The 25,819-nt window shown below is 38.8% G+C and carries 15 protein-coding genes; 4 read left to right on the top strand and 11 right to left on the bottom strand.

Translation table 11 applies throughout. From position 1 onward, the window contains the following. Positions 1 to 144: 144 nt before the first annotated feature. The 3 genes from AC27HL_RS02410 to AC27HL_RS02400 all read right to left on the bottom strand — a co-directional run bounded on the left by AC27HL_RS02410 (position 145) and on the right by AC27HL_RS02400 (position 3,404). Entirely contained in the window at positions 145 to 984 is an 840-nt protein-coding gene (locus AC27HL_RS02410) for an HDOD domain-containing protein (RefSeq protein WP_487079875.1), read from the bottom strand. A 62-nt stretch (positions 985 to 1,046) separates the two neighbouring features. Then, on the bottom strand, positions 1,047 to 2,738 hold the full coding sequence (locus tag AC27HL_RS02405; RefSeq protein WP_487078773.1) for a M28 family metallopeptidase: 1,692 nt from the start codon (positions 2,736 to 2,738) through the stop codon (positions 1,047 to 1,049). A gap of 183 nt (positions 2,739 to 2,921) precedes the next feature. Continuing rightward, complete coding sequence (locus AC27HL_RS02400; RefSeq protein ID WP_487078772.1) at positions 2,922 to 3,404, bottom strand: winged helix-turn-helix transcriptional regulator; 483 nt, start codon at positions 3,402 to 3,404, stop codon at positions 2,922 to 2,924. 152 nt (positions 3,405 to 3,556) lie between these two features. Between AC27HL_RS02400 and putA the strand changes: the two genes are divergently transcribed. Next, positions 3,557 to 7,381, top strand: a complete 3,825-nt coding sequence (putA, locus tag AC27HL_RS02395) for a bifunctional proline dehydrogenase/L-glutamate gamma-semialdehyde dehydrogenase PutA (RefSeq protein WP_487078771.1) — start codon at positions 3,557 to 3,559, stop codon at positions 7,379 to 7,381. A gap of 222 nt (positions 7,382 to 7,603) precedes the next feature. Here putA and AC27HL_RS02390 read toward each other — a convergent pair whose 3' ends face one another. Further along, entirely contained in the window at positions 7,604 to 10,159 is a 2,556-nt protein-coding gene (locus AC27HL_RS02390; RefSeq protein WP_487078770.1) for a sensor domain-containing phosphodiesterase, read from the bottom strand. Positions 10,160 to 10,507: 348 nt separating this feature from the next. Beyond that, positions 10,508 to 10,795 carry a hypothetical protein gene (locus AC27HL_RS02385; RefSeq protein WP_487078769.1) on the bottom strand — a complete coding sequence of 96 codons (288 nt, stop codon included), beginning with the start codon at positions 10,793 to 10,795 and terminating at the stop codon, positions 10,508 to 10,510. 172 nt (positions 10,796 to 10,967) lie between these two features. Here AC27HL_RS02385 and AC27HL_RS02380 point away from each other — a divergent pair, with 172 nt between their 5' ends. Next, the gene (locus AC27HL_RS02380; protein WP_487078768.1) at positions 10,968 to 11,807 is read left to right on the top strand and encodes a 2OG-Fe(II) oxygenase family protein; all 840 of its coding nucleotides are present in this window, start codon (positions 10,968 to 10,970) and stop codon (positions 11,805 to 11,807) included. A 92-nt stretch (positions 11,808 to 11,899) separates the two neighbouring features. On the opposite strand, the gene AC27HL_RS02375 is transcribed toward AC27HL_RS02380, so the two are convergent. The 3 genes from AC27HL_RS02375 to nagX form a co-directional block, all read right to left on the bottom strand. Next, the gene (locus AC27HL_RS02375) at positions 11,900 to 15,094 is read right to left on the bottom strand and encodes an efflux RND transporter permease subunit (RefSeq protein ID WP_487078767.1); all 3,195 of its coding nucleotides are present in this window, start codon (positions 15,092 to 15,094) and stop codon (positions 11,900 to 11,902) included. A gap of 2 nt (positions 15,095 to 15,096) precedes the next feature. Further along, a complete protein-coding gene (locus AC27HL_RS02370; RefSeq protein ID WP_487078766.1) occupies positions 15,097 to 16,314 on the bottom strand; it encodes an efflux RND transporter periplasmic adaptor subunit in 1,218 nt (405 codons plus the stop codon). Between the two features lie 256 nt (positions 16,315 to 16,570). Next, positions 16,571 to 17,731, bottom strand: a complete 1,161-nt coding sequence (nagX, locus tag AC27HL_RS02365) for a transmembrane glucosamine N-acetyltransferase NagX (RefSeq protein ID WP_487078765.1) — start codon at positions 17,729 to 17,731, stop codon at positions 16,571 to 16,573. Between the two features lie 221 nt (positions 17,732 to 17,952). On the opposite strand from nagX, the gene AC27HL_RS02360 reads away from it, so the two are divergent. Next, positions 17,953 to 18,414 carry a tellurite resistance TerB family protein gene (locus tag AC27HL_RS02360; protein ID WP_487078764.1) on the top strand — a complete coding sequence of 154 codons (462 nt, stop codon included), beginning with the start codon at positions 17,953 to 17,955 and terminating at the stop codon, positions 18,412 to 18,414. Between the two features lie 84 nt (positions 18,415 to 18,498). Continuing rightward, positions 18,499 to 19,329, top strand: coding sequence for a CvfB family protein (locus tag AC27HL_RS02355; protein WP_487078763.1), 831 nt, complete (start codon positions 18,499 to 18,501; stop codon positions 19,327 to 19,329). A gap of 65 nt (positions 19,330 to 19,394) precedes the next feature. Here AC27HL_RS02355 and tldD read toward each other — a convergent pair whose 3' ends face one another. Genes tldD through AC27HL_RS02340 form a run of 3 tightly spaced genes read right to left on the bottom strand, consistent with a single transcriptional unit; the run spans position 19,395 to position 25,781 of the window. Next, entirely contained in the window at positions 19,395 to 20,843 is a 1,449-nt protein-coding gene (tldD, locus tag AC27HL_RS02350) for a metalloprotease TldD (RefSeq protein ID WP_487078762.1), read from the bottom strand. Continuing rightward, positions 20,836 to 21,684, bottom strand: coding sequence for a carbon-nitrogen hydrolase family protein (locus tag AC27HL_RS02345; protein WP_487078761.1), 849 nt, complete (start codon positions 21,682 to 21,684; stop codon positions 20,836 to 20,838). Before AC27HL_RS02345 ends, tldD begins: the two co-directional genes overlap by 8 nt. Beyond that, a complete protein-coding gene (locus AC27HL_RS02340) occupies positions 21,684 to 25,781 on the bottom strand; it encodes a YhdP family protein (protein WP_487078760.1) in 4,098 nt (1,365 codons plus the stop codon). The genes AC27HL_RS02345 and AC27HL_RS02340 overlap by 1 nt, the downstream gene beginning before the upstream one ends. Positions 25,782 to 25,819 lie beyond the last annotated feature (38 nt).

Raw genomic sequence — 25,819 nt, 5'->3', positions numbered from 1 at the left:
ATTTATGCGCTGTATGCAATTACCAGCGTTGACTGATGCTAGCAGGCTTTTTTAGTAAAGTCTTGTTTTGATATGGCTTAGTACGAAGCAAAGTGTATATAAATTATTGCACCAGTTTACTCAGCTTTGCTTAGAGTAAATTTCCTACCCATAAAATTTAGCATTCATTATATTTAAAATATTTTCCGCTTCTATTCTGGCAAAATCTGCCGCATCTTCGAGATCGCTAGTGGAAATATTTAATGACTGACATAACTTAGCATCAACAGTATCGTCATAGCTAAATACATCAGGATGACATTCAACCAATGCTAAGCGAGACGCCAAGTATAGAACCTTAACATCTTTATTAATTTGTATACTTTGGGCATTGTTGTAATGCCGAATCGGTAAGATGATTTTCTCTGGTATTTGCCAAATTTTTAAAAGCTCAGCAGAAACATCTGTGTAAGTAAAACCTAACTCTTGCTGCTGCAACTGCCAAGGTAATGTAGTGTTATCGTAACCCTCACATTTTTTTGCTACTTCCGGGGTTATTTTAGCAACAATAAGTTCACCAAAATTCTGCAGTAAACCAGCCACAAATAAGCGTTCAATATCACGAATGCCTGATGTTATCGCCAAGTTTTTAGTGGCAAGACCACAGAACACACTCATATGCCAAAATCGTTTTAAGTTAATCGATTGATTAGAAAAATGCTTAAATGCCGTTGCCGCCACATCCACTAGCATCATATTATAAATTGCTTGCGTGCCTATGATGGTAATCGCTCGCGAAATGGTACTGATTTCGCCAGGAAAGCTATAAATAGCACTATTAGCAATTTGCAATAAACGAGAGGTCATGGAAGGGTCAACACTAATAACATTGGCAAAGTCTTCTATGCTTGAATTGTCATCTTCCATTAATGTTTTTACTTTAAAGCATGCATCTGGCAGTGCGAAAGAGCCGTTTGCTTGCATGGCGTATTCAAGAGCATTCATCAATTACAGTCATCCTTATTTATTAACTAAATTACGTCTGGCAATAGAAAAATATCACTTTTCTATTGCGCAAAAGTCAATCCAAAAAAGTCACCTTGATGCCACTTTGGACGCTGTGACTGATTTGCAATTTCGAGCCCTATCATCATGTTAACCAATGCAAAACTTGCCGCTGCTTGATAATTAATAGGCAATGTTACTTCATCACTGTGCTGATGGTAATGATTTTTCAAAAAGTCGCCAAAAACTGCTCCACCATCAATAGACTCATCTGTTGATTTAAAGCCAGTCATCAAAAACACTGACGGAATACCCGCTTTCACAAAACTGTAGTGATCACTACGGGTAAATAACGCCTGCTCTGGCATAGGGTCTTCACTTAATTCAATATCAACTTTTTTCGCTGCTGTTTCAACAATTTCGCCCATTGTTGAATGAGTAGAGCCAAAGGCGATCACATCGGAAAACGGGTACAAAATCAATGGCATATCTAAGTTAACATTAGCCACAAGTTGTGTAACAGGCACCGTTGGATTATTAGCAAAATAACTTGAGCCTAACAAGCCCTTTTCTTCACCCGTAACAACTACGAACAACACCGAGCGTTTTGGTTTTGTTGGCATTTGTGCCATTAAACGTGCTGTTTCAAGTAGTATTGCTACACCTGAGGCATTGTCTAAAGCACCATTATTGATTGTATCTTCTTCATCGCCATGCTGACTGATACCAATATGATCTAAATGGGCACTAAACACGACATATTCATTTTTCAGTTGTTCATCACTGCCCTCTATTGCTGCGACAACATTAGGACTGGTAATTTGCTCATGGCGAGAGCGATTTTTAAGTGTGACCTTATAAGGTAAATCAAAACCACTAATTGCACTGTTATTGTCATCAGCTGCAAAAATATCAGCTAGGTCACGTTTAGCACCATCGAATATAACTGATGCTGCATTATGTTCAATATATGCGCCTGCGACTAATTCAGGATATTTACCAAATGGAGCGTCATTTTTAGTTAACCAACTTAAACGCGGGGTATTCGCGTATTGGGCTGACTTTTCAAAGCTTCGTACTTTTTCTCGCTTTGGCGTGTGTATGGTAATAAAGCCTACCGCACCGCGCTCTGCTGCATGACGACTTTTTTCAGCTCCTGAGCCAATATGTGCACCTTCTTCTGAAGGTAAGTCATCAGGCCGGCCTGACAACGCCACAACAATTTTACCTTTAACATCAAGGTTCTGGTAATCGTTATAACCAAACTCATCTGAAATAACCCCATAACCTACAAACACGGTTGGTGCTGTAACAGTGGTGTTATTTTCAAAACTCGAGCCAGAGGTTAAAAACTCATGACCAAATGTTAAATCTGTATCACCAGACATGCCATGTACTGTTAGTCCCGCGGAGTCATCAATTAAATAACTTTTGCGAAACCTAACTTGCTGCTCAAAGCCCTTAGATTGCGCCCCAATACTTTCGCCCATGGGAGTTAAGCCTAATTGCTTAAAGTAAGACTTCACGTAATTTACTGCAATTTGGTAGCCTTTACTGCCAGTATCTCGCCCTTGCAATGTATCATCGGCTAAAAATTCAATATGAGCACGAATATTATCGGCATTTACCTGACTAGGAAATTCGACAGCCTCCCGGTGGTTTGTTATTTGCTGGTCATTGCATGCCATCATCAGCAAGGCAGGTATAGTGATTAAGCTGAATAATTTGCCGGTTTTAATCAGAGGTAATTTCATGACATTCTCTTGAGCTTTATTTTTATATTTGAAAGCAACTTTTTCATAACATATTAATTTGAAAAAGCGGGTAATATTGTGCTCAACACTATATCGGCTGACATCATAAAACACTAGTTCACTAAAATAAAAACCAACTGATTGAAAGCAATCATGTGTTGCTAATACTTTGCACCGTAAAAACTAATTTTCAAAAATCGGGACACCGGAATAGCGCTTAACATGCTCCATCACCATATAGGTATGTGTTTGTGAAATTCCAGGTAACTCGACAATCATGCCGAGCAGTTTTCGAAAAGCTTCCATATCTTCAAAACGAAGCTGCAATAAATAATCAAAACCACCCGCTACCATGTGGCATTCTGCAACCTCTTTAATTTTTATAACCTGCTCTCGAAAGTCATTAAATACTTCTGCTGTGGTACGATCTAGCGTCACTTGGATAAATGCAGACATACCATACTTTAGCTTACTGGCATTTAAAAATGCGCCGTAACGCTCAATGTAACCATCTTGTTCAAGGCGTTTGACACGCTCTAAGCACGGACTAGCACTCAAGTTAACTTTTTTAGATAACTCGCTGTTTGAAATTCGTCCATTTTTTTGTAAAACGTCTAAAATAGTTAAATCAATTCGGTCTAAACTTTTAGTCTTATCTTTATTCATGACAGTATATTTTATGGAAAATAATGCATTATACAGAATAATTTATCGTAAAAATCGAAAATACGCCAACACATTCTGTAGCGTTTTATTTAAAATGCGCAACTTATAACACAGCTGTAAATCAGCGTAAGCAAATTAAATGAGGAATTACTATGCTATTTAACGGCACACTCAATAATGTCAGCACCATCCGTCAAACTATTCGCGATAATTACCGCGCGGATGAGAATAAAATTTTAGAAAAATTGCTGCCAATTGCCGAAATTAGTGTAGATGCTAAATCTCGTGCCTGGGAATATGCTCGTAATTTAGTGGTTAATATTCGTAAAGACCAAGTAGGTAAAGGCGGTGTTGACGCATTATTAAACGAATTTTCACTTTCTACAGAAGAAGGTGTGGTGTTAATGTGTTTAGCAGAAGCCTTATTACGTGTACCTGACAAATCGACCGCCGATGACCTGATACGTGACAAATTAGCTGAAGGTGATTGGAGCTCACATATAGGTAATAGTGACTCTTTATTTGTTAACGCTTCATCTTGGGGCCTATTACTGACCGGAAAATTAGTTAACTACACTGACAGCAACAAGCAAAACCAGTTTGGTTTACTTAAGAAAACCGTTGGTCGTTTAGGTGAACCTGTTATTCGTAAAGCCGTGCGTTATGCCATGAAAATTATGGGTACGCAGTTTGTTATGGGGCACACAATTCAAGGTGCTATTGAACGTGCAATTAACGTAGAAGCAAAAGGTTATACATATTCATACGACATGTTAGGTGAAGGTGCTCGCACTATGCCAGATGCCGATCGCTATTTTAACAGCTACATGAACGCAATTGACGCCATTGGCATTGCAGCAAAAGGCAAAGGACCAGAAAAAAGCCCTGGTATTTCTATTAAACTGTCGGCCATTCACCCTCGATATGAGTTTTCGCACCGGGCTCGCGTTATTGAAGAATTGATCCCGCGCTTGAAAGAATTAGCACTAGCAGCAAAAGCTTATAATATTGGCTTTACCGTTGATGCAGAAGAAGCAGATCGCTTAGATATTTCACTAGATATTATTGAAGCGGTATTTTTAGATAAAGATCTTGATGGCTGGAATGGTTTTGGTATCGCAGTGCAAGCCTACCAAAAGCGTGGCATAGATGTTATCGAATGGGTGCGCGACTTAACATTACAAGCTGGCCGTCAAATGATGGTGCGCTTAGTTAAAGGTGCCTATTGGGACAGTGAAATCAAAGAAGCACAAGTGGAAGGTTACCATGACTTCCCAGTCTTTTCGCGTAAACCATCGACAGATGTTTCGTATCAAGCTTGCGCGAAAAAACTACTTGAATACCGTGACAGTATTTTCCCACAGTTTGCCACTCATAATGCCTATACTGTAGCGACTATTCTAGAAATTGCTGGCGACATAGAAGGCTATGAATTCCAACGTTTACATGGCATGGGTGAATCTTTATACGACCAAGTTGTTACTGGCAAAGGTGCTCAATGTCGTGTTTATGCCCCTGTTGGTGAGCATTCAGATTTACTTGCTTATTTAGTAAGACGTTTACTTGAAAATGGCGCTAATAGCTCATTCGTAAATAACATTGTTGATGAAAATATTCCGGTAGAGTCATTGCTAGCTGACCCTGTTGAAACGGTGCAAGCATGGCAAAACAAATATAATCCGCAAATACCGCAATCGATAGAGATTTACCAACACGAACACAATGTTGGTCGCATCAACTCTAAAGGCATAGATTTAACCACCATTGATGAATTAACAGCAATGCGTAGTAATGTTAATGCTTGGTTCGAAAAAGCCTCGCAATCAACGCCTGTAGAAGGTGCTCAAGCTGTCACTAACCCTGCCAATCACAATGAAGTTATTGGCTATATAAAACATGCTGACGAAAGCGATATGCAGGCCATTGTTGAACGAGCAAACAGCGCATTTGTAAGCTGGTCAGCAACACCGGTTACTGAACGAGCTGAAATTTTATTAAAAACAGCCGATGCCTTAGAAGCTCATCGCGACGAATTAATTGCCCTATGTATTAAAGAAGCAGGTAAAACTATTCCTGACGGTGTGGCAGAAGTACGTGAAGCGGTAGATTTTTGTCGCTACTATGCTGCTCGCGCAGAAGAATTACTCGCCGATGGTAGTTTGGAATCACGTGGTGTTGTGCTTTGTATTAGCCCATGGAACTTCCCACTAGCTATATTCTTAGGACAAGTATCTGCTGCCATAGTTGCAGGTAATACAGTTGTTGCAAAACCTGCTGAGCAAACTAGTTTAATTGCATTGCGCACCATTGAAATTATGCACGAATGTGGCTTACCAAACAGCGTTGTTGAACCAGTTATTGCCCGTGGTAGTAAAGTCGGCCAAACCATAGTACCTGACGAACGTATTCAAGCCATTATGTTTACCGGCTCTACTGAAACTGGCAGCTGGATCTCGCAAAAATTAGCGGAGCGTACTGGCGACCCAGTGCCACTTATCGCTGAAACTGGCGGGCAAAACTGTATGATTGTTGATTCAACTGCCTTGCCTGAGCAAGTGGTAGATGACGTCATAGCGTCAGGTTTTCAGAGTGCTGGACAACGCTGTTCTGCACTACGCGTATTATTTGTGCAAGAAGATGTTGCCGATAAAATCATCACCATGATCAAAGGCGCTATGCAAGAGCTTCACGTTGGTGACCCTGCATTTTTAGATACAGATGTCGGCCCAGTTATCGACAAGAAAGCACTCACAGCATTAAACGAGCATCTTGATTATTTGAAAAACAACGGTCGCTTACATTATGCCTGCAAAGCACCAACGCTTGCTGACAGCATTGGCGAAGAGCAGCATAACTTTTTCGTACCAAAACTTTATGAAATAAGCGACTTGTCTGTGCTAAAAAAAGAAGTGTTTGGCCCAGTTGTTCATGTTATTCGCTATCGTGGCGATCAATTAGAAAATGTTATCGAGCAAATTAACGGTACCGGTTTTGGTTTAACTATGGGGATTCATACTCGTATAGAAGAAAAAAGCCGCTACCTTGCAGCACGTTCTCGTGCCGGCAATGTTTATGTTAATCGCAATATGATCGGCGCAGTTGTTGGCGTACAACCATTTGGCGGTCGTGGACTATCAGGTACTGGTCCAAAAGCCGGTGGCCCGATGTATTTGACACGCTTAGTTAAAGACAAAGTCGCTATTGCTGATATTGCCATGTCTGCAGAGATGGAAAATACACTCAATGCTGATATTGCTGAAGCTTCAGCAAATATTAATGCGGTTGAGCAACTTGCTCGAGCAGCAAAAGCTGACGAAATAAAATGGAGTTTTGTTTCGCTAAATGACAAAGTCTCTATTGTCCGTCAGTTGTTAGCTCAGCTTGCCAGCAATAAAGCTATTGTTGCGCAAGAAGGTGAACTCTCAAATACCTTATCAGCTTTACGCGCACAATTACTGTTAATTGAAAAACGCTTAGCAGCACCAACAATATTACCGGGCCCTACAGGTGAGTCAAACATTCTATCATTAGAATCTCGCGGTACTTTAGCCTGTATTCGTTGTGGTGCAACACCATTTGAATTTTGGATGATGTCGGTTGTTTCAGCACTAACAGCAGGTAACTGTGTGATTGCCGTAGTAGACAAGCAATATGAACAAGAAGCGAAAGCCATTGCTAACTTGCTGCTCCAAGCAGGTTTACCTAGAGGCGTATTTCAAGTCGTCACTTTAGGCAACCTACCTACAGTACTAAATGCGCCGGCATTAGCAGGTGCGGTAGTTGACAATGCAAGCCCGTTGAAAAAGTTAGTTGGTGAAACAATTGCCGCTAGAAAAGGGGCAATATTACCGCTTATCACGGCTTACACAAACAAAAGCTTGTTTGAACGTATGGTAACAGAGAAAACGGTAACTATTGATACTACAGCAGCAGGTGGTAATGCTTCGTTAATGACCATGGAATCTAATGTCGGTTAACGTGCCAAACAATTGAGGCTTCTTGCTCTGGTAAATGAACAAAAAATCCACTAGTAATTACTATTGCTAGTGGATTTTTTTAGGTGGCTGTTTGAGCGTGTTGAGCTTTAGCATATGCTTTTACAGCAGATGGGTGAACATTTCATCAGGCCGATGATTAATTGTATGGTTAGAATAATCAATAAACCCTGTCCTTTAGGTTCATTTAAAAGCGCAGTAAATTTATTGTTTAGCAATTAGCAAAGACGCTATTTCTTCACTCGGCAAAGGTTTAAAAAAGTGATAGCCTTGGCCATAATTACAACCCATTTCAGTTAACAGGTCAGCATCAGCTTGGTTTTCAATACCTTCACCAACGGTGGCCATATTTAAATTGCCAGCTAAATCAATAATGGTTTTAATTATTGCTTGATGATTGTCTCTTTCATGAACATTGTGAATAAATGAGCGGTCGATTTTCAATACATCCATCGGGAAACGATGTAAATAACTTAAACTTGAGTAACCGGTACCAAAATCATCTAATAAAATTTTAACGCCCATCTTTCTTAATGTCCGCATATTATCAAGCACTATGTCATTGTTTTCTAACAATACACGCTCAGTCAATTCTACGCGAATTTGATGAGCATGAATGCCTGTTTTATCAATAATGGCCTTAATATCGTCTGGCAAACTTAAATTAAAAAAGTGATTACAGTATAGGTTACAGCTAACATAAAGTTGACTGTCACCAAGTCGTTGTTGCCATATTTTTAACTGACGGCAAGATTTTTCCAAAATCTGCATATCAATCGCCATCACCAAGTTTGTTTCTTCCGCTAGTGGAATAAAATCATTAGGGAAAACTACACCACGTTTGCCGCTATGCCAACGTGCTAGTGCTTCAAAACCTATAATTTTTTCATCACTTAACTGCACTATTGGTTGAAAATAAGGCTCGAATTCTTGATTAACAATTGCTTCACGAATATCTGTTTCAAGTGATAAAGCATTTTGCACTTTTTTATGCATGCTTGAGTCAAACACTTCATAACGCCCTTTGCCTTTATCTTTAGCGTGATACATAGCAATATCGGCATCTCTGAGCATAGTATCAGCGGTTTCATATCTATCATTGTTAAACAGCATGCCTATGCTAGTGCCAATAAACACCGACTGATTATCTATATTAAAAGGTGATGACAGCAATTCGGTTATGCGTTTGGCAATATCATAAGCTTCATCTTTGCTCTGTAAGTCTTCAACAAGAATAACAAATTCATCGCCACCTAAACGGGCAACAGTATCTTTATCTCTAACAACATCAACTAAGGCTATGGCAATTTCTTTTAGTAAACTATCGCCCGCATGATGCCCTAAACTGTCATTGACCACCTTAAATCTGTCTAAATCTAAAAATAAAATGGCAAATTTTGCTTCTCGTCGGCGCTTGTTGCAGGCAATAGCATGATTTAATAAATCTATAAATACTGCCCGATTAGGTAATCCGGTAAGAATGTCATGAGAAGCAGCGTGTTTAAGCTTTTCTTCTGCATCTTTACGCTGCTTTATTTCTTCTTCAAGCGCGACGGTTCTAAGCTTAACTTGATGCTCTAATAATTCATGGGCCTTACGTTCATAATCTGCAATTTCCCGGCGCTTTATCGCAGACGCGACATGGCGAGAAACAAAACGTAGCAATTCAGCATCTTGCTCAGTAAAACATATTGCTTGCTGATAACTTTGCAGTACCATAGCACCGAGTACTTCACCCGAATGAATTAAAGGTACCCCCAGCCAAGAAACAACCTCAGCCTGAGCACTGGCAAGCTTATTTTCCAAATATAATTGCTTAATATCTGCTTGCGATAACAGCACAGTTTCAGCGCTTTTTAACACTAGCTCGGTTAGACCCTTTTTAGCTTTTCGCGGTTGATACTCTTTAACAATATGATCAGGGGATTGATCAAGGTAGTAACTGAACAAGATTTCATCTGTAAGATGATTATATTTGGCAATATAAAAATTCTCAGCGTTAATTAACTGACCGACAATGTTGTGTACCATGTTGTAAAAAGTTTCAATATCTAGGCTAGGGTCATTGGTTAACTCGGAAATTCGATACAATGACTCTTGTAGTAGCTCTGACTTTTCACGGTCACGTATTTGCTTCATTAATTCTCGGGTACGGGCATCGACCGCCGACTGAAGCCTTTCTCGATCTTGTACTCGCGTTAAGGCAGTGACAATATGTTGAGCGGTAAAAGCTAATAAATCACAGTCTGACTCTTGGTAACGTGTTGCTGCGGAGTAGCTTTGCACCGCCATAACACCAATTACAAAACCATCGTGCATTAAAGGCACGCCAAGCCAATCTATACCCGCAGTACCTATCGATTTAATTTTCTGCTCTTGTTCTAACTGTTTAATCACCTCAGGTGTTGCCAATAAAGGCGCGCCGGTATCGATAACATAAGTCGTCATTGAGCCTTTAAACTGGCTTAATGGGTAAATGCCTTTTGCCATATCGTCTTTTTCATCAACATGATAAACAAGCTCCAGTGTTGACATGGTTTGATCATATAAAACAATATAAAAGTTACTCGCGTTCATAATTGAGGCAATAGAATGATGAACTTGCGCAAAGAAATTATCGAGGTTGGCGCAATCTGTGGACAATTGATTGAGTTTTAAAAGTGCAGTATAGCGATCTTGTAATTTCTGAAATTTTTTCAGTAAATTAATCGACTCTTTTGCTAAGCCTGACGTATCAGAGGATTCGAATGTACCTGCCAATGTTTTCACCACACTATTTAGTTTTATATGGTCGTTATCACCACGCAACTAGCGTTAGGAATAAAAATACCAAGATTCAAAAACTTCAATGCTAGCTTAGTAAATTTGACGAATTCGCACTGCAATTTTTGATTTGCCGTATGCCAAATGCTCTAACTCCAATGAACATTAAAAAAACTGTTCATATGAATAATTTAGCGCGCAGTTAATTTCTCACCTACTACTACAAAAGTAAAGCACTTACTATGACTAACTCATTTAAAATCATAATTTTTTTTTATAAAGTTTAGTCTTATACAAATTAATCAAGTGCTAAGAAATTTAGTTATCTTCATGGCAGGTAAAATATTAATTATTTAGCTTTTGCGCGTCTGCAACCTCAGCTTTATTACCACAAACACCTGCTTGTTTATCATCACGATAAAAACGAATATCAATACAATCTTGCTGATATCTACGCTCTAACTCTGTGCGAATAATCGGCTTGTTTTTAGCATTAACAATTTGCTTATGTAACGATTGACATTGCTGTACTTGCTCTGACGCCAAAGTTACATCTTCACAAATATTATTATTAGAGCTACACCCTGAAAAAAATAATACTCCGGAAACTATCAAACCTAATTGTTTCATCATTTACTTCACTTATATTGCTAAAAAATTACTTATTATTTAAGGAAATGGCGTCATGCCGTTTAGTGAACTTTGTAACCTAGATTATTGTTATCATCCACTTCCCTTTAGTTTGGGTATATAATACGTAAAAATAAAGAGTAAGTATTAAATATTATTGCCCGAGGGGAAAATTATGCAAGTACAGGTAGTGGATTACCGCGCCAGCGATGCACCACAAAAATTTGTTGATAGTTTACGCAACACAGGGTTTGGTGTACTAACTAATCACCCTATTCAGCAATCATTAGTTGAGAAGATATATCAAGATTGGTATCAATTTTTTACCCATGAAGATAAAAATGCATTTGCCTTTGATCCAGAAAAACAAGATGGATATTTTGCACCTGAAATCTCCGAGACAGCTAAAGGCCACACCAAAAAAGATATTAAAGAATACTACCACATATACCCATGGGGCCGTATTCCTGCACAATTAAAAGAAGACATCTTACACTACTACAAAGTAGCGTCTGATCTTGCTAGCGAATTACTAGACTGGGTAGAAAAACACAGCCCAGCTGATGTTGCTAAACATTATTCAGAGCCACTTTCAAAAATGATCATGGATACCCCCAATACGCTTTTACGTGTATTACATTACCCTCCATTTGACGGTACAGAAGAAGCCGGAGCAATACGCGCAGCGGCTCACGAAGACATCAATTTACTCACTATTTTACCTGCCTCTAACGAGCCTGGGTTGCAAGTTCAACAACAAAATGGAGAGTGGGCAGATGTACCATGTGATTTTGGTAGCTTGATCATTAACATTGGTGACATGTTACAAGAAGCGTCGCAAGGTTATTTCCCATCAACAAGCCACCGCGTTATTAATCCAACTGGTGCAAATTCAAGTAAGTCACGTATTTCACTTCCGCTTTTCTTGCACCCTAGAAATGAAGTTGTACTTTCTGAAAAGCACACCCAAGAAAGTTACTTGTTAGAACGATTAAGAGAGCTTGGCGTAAAATAAACCAATAACCTTAGCTTTAGCCAATAAAAAAGCCATCACACTGTGATGGCTTTTTAGTTATTCGATTTTAATATCTATAACTTGATATTACATTAAACCGTTTCACTTTTAAGATTTTCCATAACAGGGATATCCGCTTGCTTTTTACGTCTAAATAAAGACTTAACATCTTCAATAATCATATATAAACAAGGAATAAGTACTAAAGTCACTATGGTTGCAAATAGCACACCGAATGATAAAGACACCGCCATTGGAATTACAATTTTAGCTTGAGCACTCACTTCAAAGAAAATAATCGGTACTAAACCAATAAAGGTAGTAATTGAAGTCAGCATAATCGCTCTAAAGCGCTTTGTGCCGGCATGCATTACTGCATCTTTTAATCGTTCACCACGTTTTCGAGCATTATTTACATAATCCACCATGACTAAGGAGTCATTAACGACTACCCCGGCTGCAGCCAATATCCCCATTACAGATAACGCGCTTAAGTCCATACCTAAGATAAAATGCCCCAATACTGCACCAATAATTCCAAATGGAATAACCACCATGATCATAGTTGCTTGCGAGTATGACTTTAAAGGTATCGCCAATAACGAGAAGATAATTAATGATGAAATAACAAAATCACGTAATTGGTTATTCGCACTTTCCATTTCTTCTTGAATACTACCCGAAACTTCACTTTTCACTTGTGGGTATTTTCTTAACAGTTCAGGAATGAAATTATCACGAATATCTTTTGCCACTTTAAATGGTTCAACCTGCTCAGCGTCAACACTCGCCCAAACATTGATAGTACGATTACCATTTTCGCGACGAATACGAGTTACCCCTTCATGCAAAGTTATCACGGCTAACTCAGACAATGGTAATTCAGCACCATTTGGCGCTTGGATCATAACATCATCAACATGGCCAACAGAGCTTCGTTGATCATGTGGGTAGCGCACCATAACCTTAATTTCTTCACTATCACGCAGAATGCGCTGAGCTTCAAGGCCATAAAAGCTGTAACTTACTTGCGATGCAATGTCTGCTAAGGTTAAATCTAAGCTATAAGCTAATGGTTTTAGTTCAAACTGCACTTCTTTTGCACTTGTTTGGCGACTATCATTTACATCACCAATACCTTTTAAAGAATTCAGTTTAGCTTTCAACTCTTTCGCTGCCGCAAGTAGGTTGGCATCATCTTTACTCTCTAACCTAAAGGCAATATCACCATCATCACGGCCACCGCCAAATAAATTATCGCCAATAGTCAGAGATTTAACACCTGGGTAATTAGGAATAGCCTCACGCCATAAATCAGCAAGCTCAAAAGTATTAATAGGACGCTGCTCTGGAATAACCAGTTTCACCATTAATTGACCGCTAGTTCTGCTACGCATGTCAACTTGCATATCTGAAATCATTGAGCTGCCATATTTAACTTCAATATCTTTATCAATGCGGTTAATGACACCTTGAATATTCAATAATGTATTTAAGGTTGCCTTCTCAGAGGCATCAACATTCATTTCCACAGATATCCGAGGGAAGTCATGTGGTATTTTCGGTTGACCAACAAAGCGTACAAAGCCACCGGCAAATAAACCCGCACTGATTAGCATTAAACTAATAAAGAACATCAACACCCCATAACGATACTCAAGAAATAACGCTAATGACGGACGATATACTTTTTCAATAAATACTTTAAGGTTGTTATCAACCCATGCTCTTAGCCTGTCGAGAGGGTTCTTAGGGTTAAATTCTTTAATTTTCATTTTAACTAAATGAGCAGGAAGTATTAGTTTCGACTCAATTAATGAAAAGATTAAACAAAGTATCACGACTGAACCAATAGCTTTACCAAATGCAGAAGACGGACCTTCACCAAATAAGAAAGGTAGGAAAACCGCGATTGTCGTTAAAACACCAAACGTCGCCGGCATTGCCACACGCTTGACACCACGAATAACATTTTCTGTGCTGTGACCATGCTCTTCAATTTCATCATGAGCACTTTCCCCCATCACAATCGCGTCATCAACCACTATACCTAGCACTAAAATAAAGGCGAACAAGCTAATAACATTGATAGTGACATTGATAAATTCTAAAGGCATAAATAATAAAGTACCTAAGAAACATACCGGTAAGCCCATCATGACCCAAAAAGCTAAACGAACACGTAAAAATAACGCTAGCATCAAGAATACCAATATCGCACCACTTTTCATGTTGTCTACCATCATGTTTAAGCGGCCTTCAAGGTAATAGGTCATATCTACCCAGGTTTCTAACTTCACACCTGCTGGTAAGGCTTCTGCTTTTTCATCTACATACTTATTAATGACTTCAGCAACATTCGTAATACTTTGGTTGTCAGCGGCACCAATAAACAATGTCACTGAGTTTTTGCCATTAAATTTAGAATATTGCAGACCCTCTTCAAAGCCGTCAATAATGGTGGCAACTTCACCTAATAGAATGCGCGTGCCATCTTCTAAAGTTACCACTGGAATTTGCTCAAATTCATGACCACGATAAGCTTGATTTTCAACACGAAGATTAATATAGCCGTTTTCTGCTCGAATTTGCCCAGCAGACATATTACGTGAGTAACTACGCACCGCATTGGCAATATCATTAAAACTTAAACCATACTCACGAAGCTTGTCTTTGCTTACTTCTACTGATATTTCATAATCTAAACCGGTAAATAGCTCTGAGATATTAATAAAGGGTAATTGTTGGATCTCATTGTGAACTTTCCGCCCCAGTTCTTTTAATTCACCATTACTTAAGTCACCGTACAAACTAATATACATAACTTCTTGGCGATACTTTTCACGCTCAACTTTTATCCGCTCCATACCGTCAGGAAAACTCGATATAGAATCAATTGCCGACTTAACTTCCTCTAAGACAATTTGTGGATCATAATCTAGTTCTACTTCAAACCAACCATTAGAATAGCCACGGTTAGAATAAGTAATCACTCGCTTTAGACCTTGAACAGTTTCCAAAGCTTCTTCAATCTTAATGGTTATTCCTTCTTCCACTTCTTGAGGGGCTGCACCTGGATAAGGCGCAGCATAAGAAATCCAATTAATTTTAACTTGAGGAAACATTTGCTTATTAATGGTTTGAATAGTTAAAAAACCACCCACTAAAATAAAAATCATTAATAAGTTAGCAGCAACACTATTACGAGCAAACCAAGCAATTAAGCCCCTATTGGTATCAATAGTATGGTCTATTTCAGCCTTTTTTTCTGGTGCAACAGTTGTCATAACTATTCTCCTGAGCCGCTATCATTTAACGCCACTTGCGTATCAGTTTCTGCGTTATCTACTTGCTCTTCATTACTTTCTTCTTGCTTGTCACCAATTAACGCTAATTTCATGCCATCAATTGGGTAATCAAGTGCTGATACGATCAATTGATCGCCATTGGCTAAACCGTTTGAAACTATAACGTTTCTACCATCTTGGCGAACAATATCAATTTCAGCAAAATGCAATTTAGACTCACTGTCCATAATTGCAACTCGATTGTTATTAACTAAATGACGAGGAATACTTGTCGCTTGTGCAAGCTCTAATCCAAGAATTTTTGCAGTAACGTAAGAACCAAAACGCACTGGCGTTTCATTTTTACGCTCAACAAGTCCATATGGATCATGAATTTCCGCAACTAAATAGCTCATACGACTTTTGTTATCAATGACACCTTCACTTCGAGCAATTTTTGCCGGCCATATCGCTTCAGAGCCAGCAAACGTACCAATCAAATTAACGGTTGCGCCTTCTCCTTGTGCAACTAGAAATTCAAGTTGATTATCAGCAACCGGCAAACGAACTTCTGCAATAGAAGTACTTAACAGTTTTCCAACCATACTACCGGTACCAACAAATGAACCTAAACCTACGTTACGACTTTCAATCATGGCATCATAAGGTGCTCTAAGCTGTGTACGCTCTAAATTGCGTTTTGCTCTTAACACAGAAGCTTGAGCTGCTTTTACGCGAGCAAGTTCTTGTGCTAATTGCGGTTTACGTAAGCTCAATTCGGTTGGGGAAGTATTAGTAATACGCTTCCATTCCTGCTCAGCAACTCGACCTTGTGCTCGCTCTGTTTCTAATGCTGCGCGAGCAGACGCCATATTTGCCTCTGCGTCTATTAATGCTGCTTGGTAATCATTAGGATCAATACGTGCTAATAACTGTCCTTTTTTAACAAAGCCACCACGGACAAAAGTATCTGATAATTCAACAATTTGACCACTTACTTGTGCAACTACTTCAGTTTCATATTTAGGTTTAACAACACCATAAGATTCAACTTGTAATGTCATTGGCATAACTGAAATCTGTTCCACAGCAACGATAGGCGTATTATCAACTTCCTCTTTTTCCTCTGGTGGCTTTTTCATGCTTGAAAAAAGCATAAACAGTAAAAAACCTGCAATTAAAATGACAATAGGTATGAATATCTGTTTTTTCCGTGTCACTATAACGTCCTCACAAAGTATAAATTTTATAATAATTAGTATAATTGCATACAGGATACCGAAATCCCTGGCTACAAAAACTAACAAAGATGTAAATGCTTGTTACAAAATCCACGCCGTTTTTAAAAAAGAGCTTTGAAAAAATTAAAAGACCATAAATTACAATGATTTAGGTAGAATTATTTTTCACCTTCACAAAAAAAAGCCACAAAATAAATGTGACTTTTTTCACTAGTTAGCGATTTTAACCAAATAGTTAAACTTTTATAAATATCTTTCGTCGATATAACCAATACAGAAAGAGCCATTGAACAAGCAGTAAAAAAACGATGTTTACGGTCGCTTGCCAGTCATGTGCAAAAAATGTAATAACTCCTCCGAATAAGCTGTGACTGAGGTATTGCCAGTCCACTATACTAGTCGACAAATAAATCAAAATTGAATTGCAGCCTATCACCGACCAAAATTTCGCAACTCTTGTCAATGCGAGCACATCAAATAAAAAATAAAAAATTGCTAACAATAAACAACTGTATCCTATGCTTACCAGCGCAAATGAACTTGTCCATAAGGTTTTGTTAATTGGTAGAATAAAGTGCCAAATATAGCCCGTCATTAAGCATAAAATTGCAAAAGTCGTTAACTTTAAAATTAACTTCAAAGGGCTTGCAGCATAACGCATCAACATTCGCCCAACAAAAACCCCAGCTAATGCATTAACTATTGAACCTAGATTCGACAAAACCCCCTCAGGATCTATAGCTAAATCTTGATAACTAGCGCCAAGCAAAAAGACTTTATCAAACCACACATTTAATGCACCGTCAGCACTGAAATCACCTGCACCCAAGCCTGAAATTTCAACAAAAGTCAGCAGTAACCAATAAGCAATTAATATAAAGCCAGCAACTAACCACTGCCCTTTTTCACTAACATACCAACACAACATTGCTGCAACAAACCACGCAATAGCGATACGTCCCAATACGCTAGCAAAACGCACCTCTTCCACATGCATAGGAATACCGGTTCCCCAGCCATGGTTGTATACTATTCCCAGTAACACTAACAAACAAAGTCGCTTAACACAGCCAAGAAATAGTGTCTTTCTCTTTTGTACTGAATATTGATTCATAGGTTTAGCGCTAATGCCTAAACTGACCCCAGCAAGAAAAATAAAAAGCGGAAAAATAACATCATAGGCCGTAATACCATGCCAAGATGAATGTTGCATTTGCGAAGCTAAATTATTTAGCCATGGCCAGCCAGTTACAACAAATAATGCCGCAAAAATACCTTCTGCCCCTAAAATCCAAACCATGTCGAAGCCACGAAGGGCATCAACTGACAGTACTCTTTGCGGTTTCATTACCCCATTATTTAATCTTGTATTAGCTGATTTTCCATCAATATTCATTTGAATTCCCTAAACCTCAGTTAAATAGCACAAAAAGCAATAAAGACAACGCTGTCATTTTGAAATTAATTCATACTAATAGCTAATACATTGAATAGCAAATCAGGTAATTAATTGTACAAAATGTTCACCGTTACAATTTGTAATCAATTAACAAGCTTAAGCGCTTGTATCAAAAAGAAAATACATTAGTATTAAAGGTAGTCTTTAGAGGGTATTTTATGTTGTCAAAAATTAGTGCATTTTTTCAGTCTTTAGCTGAAACCGAAGACGAGCAAAAAAGTGAAATAAGCCTAGAGATAGCCTGCAGTGTATTGCTTTGCGAAGTTATGCTTGCTGATGGCCAGCTTGACGAAGCAGAACAAGCAAAATTACATGATATTATCGCCACTCAATTTCAATTGAGTGGTGACGAAGTTACCGAAATAATTCAACATGCCCTAGTACTATGCGAAAGCGCCACTGATTTCTATCAATTCACCTCGAAAATTAACGAAAATTATAGCCTTGAACAGCGCATAAAAATGCTAGAGTTACTGTGGCAAGTCGCTTATGCAGATGGTGATCTTGCAAGTATTGAAGAACATATTATTCGCAAAATTGCTGACTTACTGCACTTACGTCACAGTGAATATATTGAAACCAAATTAAACTGCCAAGCAAAACAGCAAGGAAGAAAATAAACCGTAGCTAAACAGGGAAAGTTATAGTTAACTTTGTATCAAATCGGTTATTATAACCGCAAGTTAACTGACCCAAGAGCCCACATGGCAAGCATAGGCAAATATAATACGCTACCTGTTGTAGCAATAAACGATAACGGCGCATATTTAAATGCGGATGATTTAGGTGAAATTCTACTACCAAATCGTTTTGTACCTGAAAATTGTCAAATAGATCAGAAAATTAAAGTATTCATTTATTTAGACACCGCCGATCGTATTATTGCAACAACTGAAAAACCTTTGGCAGAAGTTGATCAATTTATTTCATTGAAGGTTGTGCAAGTAAATAAAATGGGGGCATTTTTAGACTGGGGCTTACCTAAAGATCTCCTCGTGCCATACAACCAGCAACACAGTAAAATGGAAGTAGGCAAATATTACCTAGTACGCATTTTCTTAGATTTAAAAACCAATCGTCTAGTTGCTTCAAGTAAGCTCGATAAATTTATTGATATTTGGCCTGCGGAATATCAACGTTGGGATAAAGTAAAATTAACTATAGGTAGCAAAACAGATTTAGGCTTTAAAGCCATTATTAATGATATGCACTGGGGTCTACTCTACGATAATGAAATATTTAAGCCGTTACGTATTGGCAAAAAAATAACCGGCTATATAAAACAAGTGCGTGAAGATGGACGTATTGACCTATCACTAACACGCCCAGGTGAAGGTAAAGTTAAAGACTTTAGTGATAAACTACTCGCCCATATTGCCGAGCACAATGGTTTAAGCCCTTTACATGATAAAAGTGACCCAGAGTTAATCAAGCGTACATTAGGTGTAAGTAAAAAAACCTTTAAGGCAACTGTTGGTAATTTGCTGAAAAAAGGCAAGATTACGATTGAAGCTAATGGCATTCGCTTAAAATAACTTTAGCAAAATAAAAAGTAAAAAAGCCCTAACGGGCTTTTTTACTATCTGGAGCCTGTTAAAGTTTACTGAGTACCACCAACCGTCATTTCATCAATTTTCAAGGTCGGTTGTCCAACCCCTACTGGCACACTTTGCCCATCTTTACCACAAACTCCAACACCGGCATCTAACTTCAAATCATTACCAACCATACTCACTTTTTGCATGGCTTCTGGACCACTACCAATTAACGTAGCACCTTTAATTGGCGAGGTAATTTCACCATTTTCAATTAAGTAAGCCTCAGAACTGGTAAAAACAAATTTTCCAGAGGTAATATCCACTTGGCCGCCAGCAAAATTAGGGGCATATATGCCTTTTTTAACTGACTTAATAATATCTTCTGGTTTATGCTCACCAGCAAGCATATAAGTATTGGTCATACGTGGCATAGGTAAGTGCGCATAAGACTCTCTACGGCCATTACCTGTTGGTTTTACCCCCATCAAGCCAGCATTATGCTTGTCTTGCATATAGCCTTTAAGAATACCTTTTTCAATCAAGACATTGTATTGACCTGGCGTGCCTTCATCATCAATATTCAAGGATCCTCGACGATTTGCCATAGTGCCGTCATCAACAATAGTACAATGCTCTGATGTTACTTGTTTGCCCACTTTACCTGAAAATGCAGATGAACCTTTACGATTGAAGTCACCTTCTAGCCCATGGCCTACCGCCTCATGTAAAAGAACACCTGGCCAACCAGCCCCCAATACAACGGGTAATAAGCCCGCAGGCGAGTCAATGGCAACTAAATTTACTAACGCTTGGCGAACCGCTTCTTCAGCGTAGGCCAAGTAACGAGGTTTATTATGCTCTAACTCAAAGAAGTAGCTGTAGTCTGTACGAGCACCACCACCGGCACTGGCACGTTCGCGCTTACCATTTTCTTCAACCAACACAGAACAATTTAAGCGCACTAACGGGCGTATATCGGTGGCATAAGTGCCATCACTTGCCGCTACTAATATTTTTTCATATACACCAGAGAGATTAACAATAACTTGCTTTACACGTTTATCAACACTGCGAGCATGCGCTTCCACTTCATGAAGCAAAGTGATTTTTTGCTCTTGTGGTAAACTTGCTAATGGATCAAGTGCCCGATACTGCTCCTTATCTTGTTGGAGTTTATTGCCCGAAAACACTTGCAATTGCGCCGACTGACCCGCATTAGCAATACCTTTAGCTGCATCTGCCGCTTTTTTTAGTGCAGATGGGGAAATATCATCCGAGTATGAGAAACCTGTTTTTTCACCTGAAATAGCGCGAACTCCAACTCCACGCTCAATGTTATATGACCCTTCCTTGACGATGCCATCTTCTAACATCCAAGATTCATGGCTGCTTGCTTGAAAATACAGATCAGCTAAATCTACTTTACGTTGATAAATACTATCTAGCGTACTCTTTAGTATGCTTTTATCAATTTCACTATTGGCTAAGAGCTCTTGCTCAACATTATTCATACGACATCAACTTATTATTAAAACGGTTATGTGAAGCTACGGGCATAGCGCTACGTACTTCAAGTATTGTTTGTTCATTGTATTGTGCACAAATAATACCTTTGCCAGTATCACGCTGTGCTAATATTTCTCCCCAAGGACTAATTATGACACTGTGTCCCCAGGTTTCACGGCCATTGACATGCACGCCCTCTTGACCCGGCGCAATAATATATACTTGATTTTCTATCGCTCTAGCGCGTAACAGTGCTAGCCAATGAGCAGCGCCAGTAACTCGAGTAAATGCACTGGGAACGGTAATTATTTTTGCCCCTTGCTGGGTTAATTGCCGAAAAAGTTCAGGAAAGCGCAGATCATAACAGATAGATAAACCAACATTAATCCCTAATACGTCAACATTAGTTACCTGCTCACCTGCCAATACATGACGAGACTCACAATAGTTGCGCTCACTATCGGCGACGGTAACATCAAATAAGTGTAACTTGTCATAACGTGCAAGTTGTTTTCCTTGTGGAGAAAACACTAAACTGGTGTTGGTATATTTACCTGCTGTTTTGGCTAAAACCGGAATACTGCCAGCAACCAGGAAGATATTATATTGTTTCGCTAAAGCCGCCAATTTAGTCACTAAAAATTGCGAACTGTCATTTTCTTGAGCTAAAAACAATTGTGCCTTTTCTTGACCACCAAAAAATAAACAGCATTCCGGCAAAACAACCAATTGCTGCGACTTTGGCGCTAAAGTCGCTAGCTGACGTTCAATATCGGCGATATTCTCATCAATATCTGTGCTAGAGCACATTTGAATCGCACAAAGTTCAAGCCCGTTATTTACCATTATGCTTTGCCATCAATTTTATCTTTTTTCGGCAACTCTTTTTGCTCTGGCTTATTTGTCGACGGTTTATTTTCATCAGGAACATTATCGACAATTGTTGGAGGCGTTGAGCGACCAACACTAATATTCTGAGTTTTCTTACTCACTTGTTTAAATTGTGGCTCGTCCAAGTTACCGGTAACTTCAAATTTAATTTCGGCAATAACAGATGAGGTAATCACTTCATCCAGCGCGACTCCGGCAAGAAATGTCACAGGGTTTAACGTAGCGATCCAAGCCAGCACTGGCAGACTTGACGTTAAGTTGGGCTTATAAGACATACGATAATCAAGTTCACTGGTATTTAAGTTAGTGTTGCCAATTATCGTTAAATCACCTGCAGTTCCTTTCATGCGTACATTGTCTGTGTATGCAACTCCATCTTTTACCGTAAAATTACCTTTTAGTTCACGATAGAACATACCGTCACTAAAAATATCTCTAAAATCGAAACTCAATTTACGTACTAAAGACTGCAAACTTAACAAAGATAAAATCCGCACACCTTTATCATCAACATCAGCCAAATAGCCATCATCAAATTTAGCAGAAAGATCGCCATCAAATGTTGCCATGGCAAAGTCATGAGGGCCACCTTGCCAATTCACATCATAATTAATCGCCACGCCACTATCTTTAATACTTGATGCATAGCCAATTTTTTCGACTTCTCGCTCAACATTATCTGTATTTAATTCACCTTTTACATAGGTGGTTGAGGTAGTGTCTCCAAGTTGCCATCTAGCATCAAAGGCCATATCAGTTTTACCACGTTTTGCGGTAAATTTATTTAGCAGCAATGTTTTTTCATTTTCACGCTCAACAGTAAACGAAACCTGCCCAAAGTCATACAAACCATATTTACAACTGGCACACTTAACTTTTATTGCTGGCATATGAGTAAAAATTTCTTGATTTAACTGCCTTTTAATTTGCTCTTGCATTGGAGCTTCTTGAGAAAGCTCGTTCAGTGCAATACTGGCTTTATTATTGTTACCACTATCTTGTATTGCTTGTTCTGCATCTGTTGCGCTAACGTTTTCGTCATTTGCTATATTTTTGGTGACAAGGTCAGCTTGAGATTGCTGCTGATCATCTGATAATTGTAAAAAATCGATATCTAAATCAATCCCCTGTTGATGCCAATCAGGGTAAAATTTAGCGCGTGCTCTTGCCTCCTTCGCACTAAGAGATAATAGCCACCAATTTGTTTCAGGGTTAAGCTCAAAGTCGACATCGGTAAAACGTTGACCATAACTCATTAAGGTATCAATACGACCGTTTATTTTATTCGGAGCCGATAATAACGGGCGAGATGATTTTGTCTCGTCGATCTGGGTAACCAATTCGCTTTTCGAATCGGCATTAACATCTTCGCTTGCAACTGACGACAATATATCTAAAACGAGCGGTTGCCATTGTTCATAAATCGCGTTGTCTAAGTCTGCTGTAATATGAAAGCCTTTGGTGGGCAGCCACAACTGTTGTTTTCCTAAAACTAAGTGCGCTAAAGAGAAGCTGACTTGCTGATGATTTAGCAAGCCGTAAAAGTCAATTTTATCACCTACTTCAGCATTAATGGTGCTATTTAACTCATCACCAAAAGCATGAACATTAACCTTCATTTGCTTATCTAAAGCCTTACTAAATGGCGCGGGCAATAACAGCTGTACTTGCTTTAAGTTAGAATTTACTTGGTAGTCATAGGTAAAGTCATCATCCATTATCTTTAACACTAACTGACCTTGCCAGTTTAAAACACCACTAGCATACTTAGTTAAGTCGTCGGGAACTTGCGTTTGCCATTGTTGCTCCTGCCACTGGGCAAGCGTTTCAATACCAACATGGTAGTAATCACTTTTTTGCTGAGTTTCCACGTTCAATGTCAGCGGTAAACCTCGCCAATTAAGCGAAACATCGGAAGCTGTGATCACATCGTTGTTGTATGCCAAGCGACCATTTACCTGAGTAAAATCCATCTGTGGAGCCTGCAAAGCAACTTTATTATCGTTAAAATAGACTTGCCCTTTTGCAACAACATTATCAGTGTCATTCAAAGGTAGCAGCAATGAGAAGTCACCACTGATATCTCCTTCAACAACAACTTGCGCTAATGTCGCCCCGACAGAGCCCTGCATCGGGCTTGAATTCATTAATGCGGTAACTAACTGTGGCGCTGTCTCAGCAAAATGTGCATCAACCGTTAATATTTGCTCATCCGACAAATCAGCAATTGCCGCTTCAACACCGGTAACATCAACACCAGATAATGAGCCGCCTCTGCCAGTAATTAACATACTATTGTTAGTGAAATTTAAGTTCGCTGAAAAGTTCTCAATTGCTGGCCATTCAGGATCAAAGACAAAAGTACTCTCTGTTAATTCCGCATCTACAACAAAAATCCCTTCGTGATTTTCAAAGGGAAAGCTTTGCAAAGGGCCATTAAAGAGTACCAAGGCTTGCTCAACTTTGCCGTCAACAATCGCAGCATTTAAGTAATCAACGAGATCTTGCCCCATTAACAAGTGCGGATAATAATGTTCAGCAACCTTTGCATCACCATGGCTAACACTGGCAAGTAACGCCATAGTCACTGGTTTATCTTGCTCGCTATTTACCGCAACATCAGCCGTTAAGGTAATTTCTGGTGAAGTGAAAAAAACATTCTCTGCTGAAAACTGCCAGCTATCAGAAGAAAACTGGCCATAAATATCTGTATCTAACTGGCTATATTGAATAGGCCACTGAAAGTGTTTATCAAAATCAAGGGCGCCATCTTTTGCACTTAACCCTATGTGTAATTTGCCAGCTTGATAAGTTATCGCACCACTGACATTCTCAATTCCCGGAATACCATGACTAAAACGACTATCAATATTTTTAAAGTTCGCAGCAACGGCTAACTCACCGTTAAGATGTGAAAAATGGATATTCTCCACTCGTCCCGTAGGGGCTAGTTCAAGCAATAAATCTTCAATTGACTTATCGTCAAAGAGTAAAGGAAAAACCCCTTGGAAACTGGTAAGTTCAAGGCCACTAACATAGCCATTAACAATACCTGTATCAACATTGGCTAACACAGTTATTTGGTCGGTTTGCGTGCCATTACGCTTAATCGTAATTGGTGAAGTTGACAGGTCATAAACAAGTTCATCAAGCGTGGTTATGCGAATATCGCCACCAGCTACTTCAAACTTTTGTTCACTGTTATTGTGGTGCCAGCTAATTTCATTGTCACCCAAGGCAACTTGAATGTACTCCGGCTGACCATTTATTACATTTAGCCAGGTACTAAAATTAATTGAAGAATTAGTATTTTTATCTTCAATCGCTAAAACTCGGCCTAGCCATGGCGTAATATCGATTTCATTCGCTTCAAGGTATGCTTGACCAGTTAAATTATCAAATTCATTACCTTTAAAATCGAGTAGTACTTTCAGGTTATTTGAACTTAAGCCATCAACTATCACAGTACCATATGCTTTATGATTGTCATCTTTATTGAGCCAAGACATTTCATTAATTGTAAAGGCTCTAACGCCTGCAATAGTTCGATATAAAACATGGCTGTCACGAATAGAAAACCGCGATATTTGCTCTAAGAATATAGACGATAAATTATCAATAATCGTATTGTTTTCATCACTAACCTCTATGGTACTTGCATCGTTTCCCGCTAAGGTTTGTGTAAACTCAAGTTCTGCACCCGAGATAGCAAAGTCTTCTGTAACGAGTTTTCTGGTTCGTAAACTTGCCCAAAAATTAACTTCAACTTCTAAACTATCAATATAAATTTGAGCGTCTGCGTTTGAAAGTAATTCAACATTACGTACCACTAAACTTGGCCCAAACTTTTGCCAGCCCATGGTAAATGAACCAATACTAATATTAGTGTGGTATGTCGTATTTAAATACTCTTCAACATTTTCACGATAATGATGTGCGTAAGGTAAAAATAAGCGCAAAGTGCTGATCAACACTGCAAAAATTACCAACAAAATTGCCAATAATTTATACAGACGTTTTAACCATCTATTTAATACTGCTGAAACACTCATTACTTTTTAACCAAACCTATAATTACCCCAAAATTACC

It is taken from the genome of Colwellia aquaemaris (genome assembly GCF_057548755.1).
This window is presented reverse-complemented; position numbering and strand designations above follow the sequence as displayed.

What these genes read in the sequence shown, in the direction of transcription:
- AC27HL_RS02410 (WP_487079875.1), bottom strand. Translation starts at nt 984, where the DNA reads ATGAATGCTCTTGAATACGCCATGCAAGCAAACGGCTCTTTCGCACTG.
- AC27HL_RS02405 (WP_487078773.1), bottom strand. Translation starts at nt 2,738, where the DNA reads ATGAAATTACCTCTGATTAAAACCGGCAAATTATTCAGCTTAATCACT.
- AC27HL_RS02400 (WP_487078772.1), bottom strand. Translation starts at nt 3,404, where the DNA reads ATGAATAAAGATAAGACTAAAAGTTTAGACCGAATTGATTTAACTATT.
- putA (WP_487078771.1), top strand. Translation starts at nt 3,557, where the DNA reads ATGCTATTTAACGGCACACTCAATAATGTCAGCACCATCCGTCAAACT.
- AC27HL_RS02385 (WP_487078769.1), bottom strand. Translation starts at nt 10,795, where the DNA reads ATGATGAAACAATTAGGTTTGATAGTTTCCGGAGTATTATTTTTTTCA.
- AC27HL_RS02380 (WP_487078768.1), top strand. Translation starts at nt 10,968, where the DNA reads ATGCAAGTACAGGTAGTGGATTACCGCGCCAGCGATGCACCACAAAAA.
- AC27HL_RS02375 (WP_487078767.1), bottom strand. Translation starts at nt 15,094, where the DNA reads ATGACAACTGTTGCACCAGAAAAAAAGGCTGAAATAGACCATACTATT.
- nagX (WP_487078765.1), bottom strand. Translation starts at nt 17,731, where the DNA reads ATGAATATTGATGGAAAATCAGCTAATACAAGATTAAATAATGGGGTA.
- AC27HL_RS02360 (WP_487078764.1), top strand. Translation starts at nt 17,953, where the DNA reads ATGTTGTCAAAAATTAGTGCATTTTTTCAGTCTTTAGCTGAAACCGAA.
- AC27HL_RS02355 (WP_487078763.1), top strand. Translation starts at nt 18,499, where the DNA reads ATGGCAAGCATAGGCAAATATAATACGCTACCTGTTGTAGCAATAAAC.
- tldD (WP_487078762.1), bottom strand. Translation starts at nt 20,843, where the DNA reads ATGAATAATGTTGAGCAAGAGCTCTTAGCCAATAGTGAAATTGATAAA.
- AC27HL_RS02345 (WP_487078761.1), bottom strand. Translation starts at nt 21,684, where the DNA reads ATGGTAAATAACGGGCTTGAACTTTGTGCGATTCAAATGTGCTCTAGC.
- AC27HL_RS02340 (WP_487078760.1), bottom strand. Translation starts at nt 25,781, where the DNA reads ATGAGTGTTTCAGCAGTATTAAATAGATGGTTAAAACGTCTGTATAAA.